Annotated in this window: 8 protein-coding genes; 6 read left to right on the forward strand and 2 right to left on the reverse strand. The window is 50.0% G+C overall.

Translation table 11 applies throughout. The features are described from left to right. Positions 1–20: 20 nt before the first annotated feature. From rbsD to rbsR, 6 genes are all read left to right on the forward strand, one after another. A complete protein-coding gene (rbsD, locus tag D9742_RS01745; protein WP_130215072.1) occupies positions 21–440 on the forward strand; it encodes a D-ribose pyranase in 420 nt (139 codons plus the stop codon). 7 nt (positions 441–447) lie between these two features. Further along, entirely contained in the window at positions 448–1,953 is a 1,506-nt protein-coding gene (gene rbsA / locus D9742_RS01750) for a ribose ABC transporter ATP-binding protein RbsA (RefSeq protein ID WP_130235782.1), read from the forward strand. A 4-nt stretch (positions 1,954–1,957) separates the two neighbouring features. Then, the gene (gene rbsC, locus D9742_RS01755) at positions 1,958–2,923 is read left to right on the forward strand and encodes a ribose ABC transporter permease (RefSeq protein ID WP_000211858.1); all 966 of its coding nucleotides are present in this window, start codon (positions 1,958–1,960) and stop codon (positions 2,921–2,923) included. A 24-nt stretch (positions 2,924–2,947) separates the two neighbouring features. Beyond that, positions 2,948–3,838, forward strand: coding sequence for a ribose ABC transporter substrate-binding protein RbsB (gene rbsB / locus D9742_RS01760; protein ID WP_001056273.1), 891 nt, complete (start codon positions 2,948–2,950; stop codon positions 3,836–3,838). A gap of 125 nt (positions 3,839–3,963) precedes the next feature. Continuing rightward, positions 3,964–4,893 (forward strand): ribokinase, encoded by a 930-nt coding sequence (gene rbsK, locus D9742_RS01765; protein ID WP_130235792.1) that lies wholly within the window; start codon positions 3,964–3,966, stop codon positions 4,891–4,893. Positions 4,894–4,897: 4 nt separating this feature from the next. Then, the gene (gene rbsR, locus D9742_RS01770) at positions 4,898–5,890 is read left to right on the forward strand and encodes a ribose operon transcriptional repressor RbsR (protein WP_130235783.1); all 993 of its coding nucleotides are present in this window, start codon (positions 4,898–4,900) and stop codon (positions 5,888–5,890) included. On the opposite strand, the gene mdtD is transcribed toward rbsR, so the two are convergent. Both mdtD and D9742_RS01780 read right to left on the reverse strand, forming a co-directional pair. Further along, positions 5,856–7,283, reverse strand: a complete 1,428-nt coding sequence (gene mdtD / locus D9742_RS01775; RefSeq protein WP_130235784.1) for a multidrug transporter subunit MdtD — start codon at positions 7,281–7,283, stop codon at positions 5,856–5,858. The two genes, rbsR and mdtD, sit on opposite strands and share 35 nt — an antisense overlap. A gap of 22 nt (positions 7,284–7,305) precedes the next feature. Further along, complete coding sequence (locus D9742_RS01780; protein ID WP_130235785.1) at positions 7,306–7,998, reverse strand: FadR/GntR family transcriptional regulator; 693 nt, start codon at positions 7,996–7,998, stop codon at positions 7,306–7,308. Positions 7,999–8,308 lie beyond the last annotated feature (310 nt).

Raw genomic sequence — 8,308 nt, forward strand, 5'->3', positions numbered from 1 at the left:
TTTCGCTGATGGAGAAAAAAATGAAAAAAGGCGCCGTTCTTAATTCTGATATTTCGTCGGTGATCTCCCGTCTGGGGCATACCGATACGCTGGTGGTGTGTGATGCTGGTTTACCCATCCCAAAAAGTACAACGCGTATCGATATGGCATTAACCCAGGGCGTGCCTTCTTTTATGCAGGTGCTGGGAGTTGTTACGAGTGAAATGCAGGTTGAGGCAGCCATTATTGCGGAAGAGATCAAACAACATAATCCGCAACTCCACGAAACGTTGCTCACTCACCTTGAGCAGCTGCAACAACACCAGGGAAACACCATTGAAATTCGTTACACCACGCATGAACAATTCAAACAACTAACCGCAGAAAGTCAGGCGGTAATTCGCAGCGGAGAATGTTCTCCGTATGCGAATATCATTCTCTGTGCTGGCGTGACGTTCTGAGGCCGTCATGGAAGCATTACTACAGCTTAAAGGTATTGATAAAGCCTTTCCGGGCGTAAAAGCCCTCTCGGGCGCCGCGTTAAATGTCTATCCGGGCCGCGTGATGGCGCTGGTAGGCGAAAACGGCGCGGGTAAATCCACCATGATGAAAGTGCTTACTGGCATCTATAGTCGTGATGCCGGTACGCTTTTATGGTTGGGTAAAGAAACGACGTTTACCGGGCCAAAATCCTCCCAGGAAGCTGGCATTGGTATTATCCACCAGGAACTGAACCTGATCCCGCAGTTGACCATTGCGGAAAACATTTTCCTCGGTCGTGAGTTTGTTAATCGCTTTGGCAAAATTGACTGGAAAAACATGTATGCCGAAGCGGATAAATTGCTGGCTAAACTTAACCTGCGTTTTAAAAGCGACAAGCTGGTGGGCGATCTTTCCATCGGTGACCAGCAAATGGTTGAAATCGCCAAAGTGCTGAGCTTTGAGTCGAAAGTCATCATTATGGATGAACCGACCGATGCGCTGACCGATACCGAAACCGAATCCCTGTTCCGCGTCATCCGCGAACTGAAATCGCAAGGCCGCGGCATTGTCTATATTTCTCACCGTATGAAAGAAATCTTCGAGATTTGCGATGACGTTACCGTTTTTCGTGACGGGCAATTTATTGCCGAGCGTGAAGTGGCATCACTGACCGAAGATTCGCTGATTGAGATGATGGTGGGCCGCAAACTGGAAGATCAATATCCACACCTGGACAAAGCGCCGGGAGATATCCGCCTGAAAGTAGATAATCTCTGCGGACCTGGTGTTAACAACGTCTCTTTTACCCTACGCAATGGCGAAATCCTTGGCGTCTCTGGTTTGATGGGGGCGGGGCGTACCGAATTGATGAAAGTGCTCTATGGCGCACTGCCGCGCACTAGCGGCTATGTCACGCTGGATGGGCATGAAGTTATTACCCGTTCGCCGCAGGATGGCCTGGCAAACGGCATTGTGTATATCTCTGAAGACCGTAAACGCGACGGTTTAGTACTGGGCATGTCAGTAAAAGAAAATATGTCGCTGACTGCGCTGCGCTACTTCAGCCGTACTGGCGGCAGTTTGAAGCATGCCGATGAACAGCAGGCAGTGAGTGATTTCATTCGTCTGTTTAATGTGAAAACGCCGTCAATGGAACAGGCAATTGGTCTGCTCTCCGGCGGCAATCAGCAAAAAGTGGCGATTGCCCGTGGCCTGATGACGCGCCCAAAAGTGCTTATCCTTGATGAACCTACCCGTGGCGTAGATGTCGGCGCGAAAAAAGAGATCTATCAACTGATTAACCAGTTCAAAGCCGATGGCTTGAGCATCATTCTGGTGTCATCGGAGATGCCAGAAGTATTAGGCATGAGCGATCGCATCATCGTCATGCATGAAGGGCATCTCAGCGGGGAATTTACTCGTGAGCAGGCCACCCAGGAAGTGTTAATGGCTGCCGCTGTGGGCAAGCTTAATCGCGTGAATCAGGAGTAAAAAAATGACAACCCAGACTGTCTCTGGTCGCCGTTATTTCACGAAAGCGTGGCTGATGGAGCAGAAATCGCTTATCGCTCTGCTGGTGCTGATCGCGATTGTCTCGACGTTAAGTCCAAACTTTTTCACCATCAATAACTTATTCAACATTCTCCAGCAAACCTCGGTGAACGCCATTATGGCGGTCGGGATGACGCTGGTGATCCTGACGTCGGGCATCGACTTATCGGTAGGTTCTCTGTTGGCGCTGACCGGCGCAGTTGCTGCATCTATCGTCGGCATTGAAGTCAATGCGCTGGTGGCTGTCGCTGCCGCTCTCGCGTTAGGTGCCGCAATTGGTGCGGTAACCGGAGTGATTGTGGCGAAAGGTCGCGTCCAGGCGTTTATCGCTACGCTGGTTATGATGCTTTTACTGCGCGGTGTGACCATGGTTTACACCAACGGTAGCCCGGTGAATACAGGCTTTACCGAGAACGCCGATCTGTTTGGCTGGTTCGGTATTGGTCGTCCGCTGGGCGTACCTACGCCAGTGTGGATTATGGGGATTGTCTTCCTCGCGGCCTGGTACATGCTGCATCACACGCGTCTGGGGCGTTATATCTACGCGCTGGGCGGCAACGAAGCGGCAACGCGTCTTTCTGGTATCAACGTCAATAAAATCAAAATCATCGTCTATTCTCTTTGTGGTCTGCTGGCATCGCTGGCCGGGATCATTGAAGTGGCGCGTCTCTCCTCCGCCCAACCGACTGCGGGGACTGGCTATGAACTGGATGCCATTGCGGCAGTGGTTCTGGGCGGTACAAGTCTGGCGGGCGGTAAAGGTCGCATTGTTGGGACGTTGATCGGCGCATTAATTCTTGGCTTCCTTAATAATGGTTTGAATTTGTTAGGTGTTTCCTCCTATTACCAGATGATCGTCAAAGCTGTGGTGATTTTGCTGGCGGTGCTGGTAGACAACAAAAAACAGTAATAACGACTACAGGACATCTTGAATATGAACATGAAAAAACTGGCTACCCTGGTTTCTGCTGTTGCGCTAAGCGCCACCGTTAGTGCGAATGCAATGGCAAAAGACACCATTGCGCTGGTGGTTTCCACGCTCAATAACCCGTTCTTTGTATCGCTGAAAGATGGTGCGCAGAAAGAGGCGGATAAACTCGGCTATAACCTGGTGGTGCTGGATTCTCAGAACAACCCGGCAAAAGAGCTGGCGAACGTGCAGGACTTAACCGTTCGCGGCACCAAAATTCTGCTGATTAACCCGACCGACTCCGACGCGGTGGGTAACGCCGTGAAGATGGCAAACCAGGCGAATATCCCGGTTATCACCCTTGACCGTCAGGCAACGAAAGGCGAAGTGGTTAGCCATATTGCTTCTGACAACGTACTGGGCGGTAAAATCGCAGGTGATTACATCGCGAAGAAAGCTGGCGAAGGTGCAAAAGTTATCGAACTGCAAGGTATTGCCGGTACATCCGCAGCTCGTGAACGTGGTGAAGGTTTTCAGCAGGCTGTTGCTGCTCACAAATTTAACGTCCTGGCCAGCCAGCCGGCAGACTTCGACCGCACTAAAGGTTTGAACGTAATGCAGAACCTGTTGACCGCTCATCCGGATGTGCAGGCTGTGTTCGCGCAGAACGATGAAATGGCGCTGGGCGCACTGCGTGCACTGCAAACTGCTGGTAAATCAGATGTGATGGTCGTCGGATTTGACGGTACACCTGATGGCGAAAAAGCAGTAAATGATGGCAAACTGGCAGCGACTATCGCTCAGTTACCCGATCAGATTGGCGCGAAAGGTGTCGAAACCGCTGATAAAGTTCTGAAAGGCGAAAAAGTTCAGGCGAAATATCCGGTTGATCTGAAACTGGTTGTTAAGCAGTAGTCTTAGTCAGGTTTTATAACCTGATAGTGGCATCAATACGTCATCGACAGATGAACGTGTAATATAAAGAAAAGCAGGGCACGCGCCACCCTAACCCGGTGGCGCATTTTATGGACATCCCGAATATGCAAAACGCAGGCAGCCTCGTTGTTCTTGGCAGCATTAATGCTGACCATATCCTTAATCTTCAATCTTTTCCTACTCCAGGCGAAACCGTAACCGGTAACCACTATCAAGTCGCATTTGGCGGCAAAGGTGCGAATCAGGCTGTGGCTGCAGGGCGTAGCGGCGCGAATATCTCGTTTATTGCCTGCACTGGCGATGACAGTATTGGCGAGAGTGTTCGTCAGCAGCTAGCCACCGATAACATTGATATTTCACCTGTAAGCGTGATCAAAGGTGAATCAACTGGTGTGGCGTTGATTTTTGTTAATGGTGAAGGCGAGAACGTCATCGGTATTCATTCCGGAGCTAACGCTGCCCTTTCCCCTGTGCTGGTAGAAGCGCAACGCGAGCGTATTGCGAATGCCTCAGCATTATTAATGCAGCTGGAATCACCACTCGAAAGTGTGATGGCAGCAGCGAAAATTGCCCATCAAAATAAGACTATCGTTGCGCTTAACCCGGCTCCGGCTCGCGAATTACCCGATGAATTGCTGGCGCTGGTGGACATCATTACGCCAAACGAAACGGAAGCGGAAAAACTTACCGGCATTCGTGTTGAAAATGATGAAGATGCGGCGAAAGCTGCGCAGGTACTGCATGAGAAAGGTATCCGTACTGTCCTGATTACCTTAGGGAGTCGTGGCGTGTGGGCTAGCATGAATGGCGAAGGTCAGCGCGTTCCCGGTTTTCGTGTTCAGGCAGTTGACACCATTGCTGCCGGAGATACCTTTAACGGCGCGTTAATCACGGCGTTGCTGGAAGAAAAACCGTTGCCAGAGGCGATTCGTTTTGCTCATGCCGCCGCTGCTATTGCCGTAACGCGTAAAGGCGCACAACCGTCAGTACCGTGGCGTAAAGAGATTGACGCGTTTTTAGACAGGCAGAGGTGACGCCTTGGCTACAATGAAAGATATTGCCCGCCTGGCGGGCGTTTCTACCTCAACAGTTTCTCACGTCATCAATAAAGATCGCTTCGTCAGTGAAGCGATTACCGCCAAAGTTGAAGCGGCGATTAAAGAACTCAATTACGCGCCATCAGCCCTGGCGCGTAGCCTCAAGCTTAATCAAACACATACCATTGGCATGTTGATCACCGCCAGTACCAATCCTTTCTATTCTGAACTGGTGCGTGGTGTTGAACGCAGCTGCTTCGAACGCGGTTATAGTCTTGTCCTTTGTAATACCGAAGGCGATGAGCAGCGAATGAATCGTAATCTGGAAACGTTGATGCAAAAGCGTGTTGATGGCTTGCTGTTACTCTGCACCGAAACGCATCAGCCTTCGCGTGAAATCATGCAACGTTATCCGACAGTGCCTACCGTGATGATGGACTGGGCGCCGTTCGATGGCGACAGCGATCTCATTCAGGATAACTCATTGCTGGGAGGCGATTTAGCAACGCAATATCTGATCGACAAAGGCCATACTCGTATAGCCTGTATTACCGGGCCTCTGGATAAAACGCCTGCACGTTTGCGGCTGGAAGGTTATCGGGCGGCGATGAAACGTGCTGGCCTCGACATTCCCGATGGCTATGAAGTGATTGGCGATTTTGAATTTAACGGCGGGTTTGACGCGATGCGACAGCTGTTGTTGCATCCTCTGCGTCCTCAGGCGGTCTTTACCGGAAATGACGCAATGGCAGTGGGGGTTTACCAGGCGTTGTATCAGGCTGGATTGCATGTCCCGCAGGATATTGCGGTGATTGGGTATGACGATATTGAACTGGCAAGCTTTATGACGCCACCGCTCACCACTATCCATCAACCGAAAGATGAACTGGGAGAGCTGGCGATTGATGTGCTCATCCACCGAATGGCGCAGCCAACCTTACAGCAACAACGATTACAACTTACTCCTGTTCTGATGGCGCGCGGCTCGGCTTAGATTTTTGCTGACGTTTAATCAAATTATTACCATCAGTTGCCTTCAGGAGCATGAACATCGCTGCTGAAGCAACCGTAATAATCCCCATCGTAATAAACGTATAGTGGAATTGTTCGACAATCGTCGTGCCTTCCATCCCTTCATAAACGCGAAGAACGGCTGCGCTAACGGCTACGCCTAAACTGATCGACAACTGTTGCGTGACAGCCAGAACACTGTTACCGCTGCTGGCGTTGTCATCTGTCAGATCGGCAAGTGTTATGGTATTCATAGCGGTAAATTGCGTCGACATCGCCATCCCTAAAATAAACAACGGCAAAATTAGCATCCATATCGCCATTGCCGGAGATTGCAATGAGAACTGGGCGATCATCAGACCAATAATCACCGTAATTCCAACTAACGTATGGCGATAGCCCAGACGCCGTAAAACCTGCGTAACCATCGATTTCGCAATAATGGAGCCTAACGCTATCGGTGCCATCATGCAGCCGGCAATAAACGCCTGATAACCAAATCCTACCTGTAACATCAATGGCATAAGAAACGGTACACAGCCAGTCCCCAGACGGGTTGCGATATTGCCTACGATACCGATCGAGAAAGTGCGGGTTTTAAATAAATCTAATGAGATTAATGGGTTTTGTGTGCGTCGGGCATGGAGAATATAGAGAAGCAGTAACACTATGCTGGCCACAATGACCGTCAAGGCAATCCGGGTTTCAACAATTTTCTCACCAAACAGCTCGATTCCACTTGAGAAGAGCACAAGGCTAAGACCAAACAGTAAGAAACCAGTGATATCAAATTTTCGACGTGCTGTGGTGAAGTTAGGCATATGTTTGCGAGCGTAGAGAAGGCCCGCAATACCAATAGGAATATTGATTAAAAAGATCCAGTGCCATGTTGCCCAGGTGACCAACATGCCCCCAAGAACAGGCCCTAAAATCGGCCCAACCAGACCCGGCATGGCGACAAAATTCAGTACAGGGAGGAGTTCATTGCGAGGGTATGCGCGTAGTAACGCCAGGCGAGCGACCGGCATCATCATTGCGCCGCCTATCCCCTGAATAACACGGAAGACAACCAGTTGTGGCAGCGAGTTTGAGAGTGCGCAGGCCAGAGAACCCAACGTGAACAAGCTAACAGCAATGGTAAAAATGCGGCGCGTGCCGAAGCGATCGGCCAGCCATCCGCTGACCGGAATAAGCATCGCCACCGTCAGCGTGTAACTGATGATGGCTGATTGCATAGCAAGAGGGGAGCGATTAAGACTATGAGCGATATCGGGTAGGGCAGTATTCAGGATAGTGGCATCAAGTGCCTGCATGAAGAAAGCCATCGCCGCAATCCATGGCAAACCCGCCATACTGCGCTTCTTTTTCTCGCTCATTCAATGTCCCTTTGTCTGGTTATCAATTATCCGGAGTGTGTAGTAGCGCCTGACAAGCTTTAAATGCCGCGTCGCCATCGCTTTGGATAATCGCATCGACGATCGCCTGGTGCAGATCCAGCTTTATCACGGTGTCGCTGGTTATTGACGTGAAGTAAGTGTGATAAACCGAATGGAATAGCGAGGCGAAAGAGGTCAAAAACGGATTGGCGCTCATTTCATAGATGTGCTCATGCCAGGCCATATCGACCTCAACCCAACGTTCTCGGCGAAAGTTATCTTTTAATGCAACCATTTCAGCCATTAGCGTGTTGAGATGCGCCTTCTGTTCTGCTGTTCCTACCGTTGCAGCCAGTAAACAGGCTTGCGGCTCCAGACAGATACGCATAACCAGAAAGTGATCAATGACCTGATGAAAGTTCTCTTCTGTCATCCACCATGTGAGCAATTCCTGATCAAGAAAGTTCCAGTTGGATTGTGGCATGACCCGGGTACCAATTCGCGGACGCGGTAAAACCATCCCTTTTGCCGTTAATGTTTTAACCGCTTCGCGTACTGCAGTACGACTCACACCAAATTGCTCACCCAGTTCAATTTCACCTGGCAAAATGGTGCCAGGTGCGTATTCACCTTTTAAGATTCGTTGTGCCAGCTTCTCAGCCAGAACATATGAAAGGTTTTTCTGTGCAGCTAACTGTTGTGCGCTTAAAGGCATTACTTATCTTCCTTTTTCTTTTTATTCCTCTTTAGTATGCCACCTGGAAGTGTGATTGCGGTTGCAAAAACGGCAAATTGCTTGTTTTATGGCACGCTTACAGGTGTTTTGCTGAAAAAACGCGCATTCGGAAAATTATTTTAAATTTCCTCTTGTCAGCTCAGAATAACTCCCTATAATGCGCCACCACTGACACGGAACAACGGCAAACAAGCCGCCGGGTCAGCGGGATTCTCCTGAGAATTCCGACAGAGAAAAGCGAAAAAATGCTTGACTCTGTAGCGGGAAAGCGTATTATGCACACCCCGCG

Origin of the sequence: Escherichia sp. E1V33 (assembly GCF_004211955.1) — a bacterium.
In the GTDB taxonomy this organism is placed as follows: Bacteria; Pseudomonadota; Gammaproteobacteria; order Enterobacterales; family Enterobacteriaceae; genus Escherichia.